This window comes from Halomonas sp. DP8Y7-3, assembly GCF_019801675.1.
Classification (GTDB): domain Bacteria; phylum Pseudomonadota; class Gammaproteobacteria; order Pseudomonadales; family Halomonadaceae; genus Halomonas; species Halomonas litopenaei_A.
Window position 1 is genome coordinate 1 of record NZ_JAHVIO010000017.1, and the last position, 501, is coordinate 501.

The following is a 501-nucleotide window of genomic DNA, read 5'->3' on the forward strand; positions in this document are numbered from 1 at the left end:
ACTGGGGTGAAGTCGTAACAAGGTAGCCGTAGGGGAACCTGCGGCTGGATCACCTCCTTAATCGACACGTCGCTGACTGTCGGTAAGTGCTCACAATGAATTACCTGATCAAGCAAGAGTAGCGACTGACAGGGTCAACGCTAGCAGCTAGAGTAGCGCCAATAGGCATGACCCATGTGATTCGGGGCCATAGCTCAGCTGGGAGAGCGCCTGCCTTGCACGCAGGAGGTCAGCGGTTCGATCCCGCTTGGCTCCACCAATCATTTATCTGGTGATAGGTAGATACGCTCAGTCGTGAAATTTTAAGCAAGATGCTTGCATCGCTGCTCGATAACTCGGGACGGCGGTTTTCAAGTCTCTCGCTTAGAGTTTCGACTCTAATGCTCTTTAACAATGTATATCATGCTGACAAAGTAAGATACGTCTCAAGCGTATCCGGCAATTGTCGTGACATCATCGATTGACAGACCTTTTGGGGTTATATGGTCAAGCGATGAAGCG

Annotated in this window: 1 tRNA gene and 1 rRNA gene; both read left to right on the forward strand. The window is 50.3% G+C overall.

Annotation, left to right across the window (positions count from 1 at the left end):
• Positions 1-60 (forward strand): 16S ribosomal RNA (locus tag KUV86_RS16605); the annotation flags it as partial.
• 123 nt (positions 61-183) lie between these two features.
• Positions 184-259, forward strand: a tRNA-Ala gene (locus KUV86_RS16610).
• The last annotated feature ends 242 nt before the right edge of the window (positions 260-501 follow it).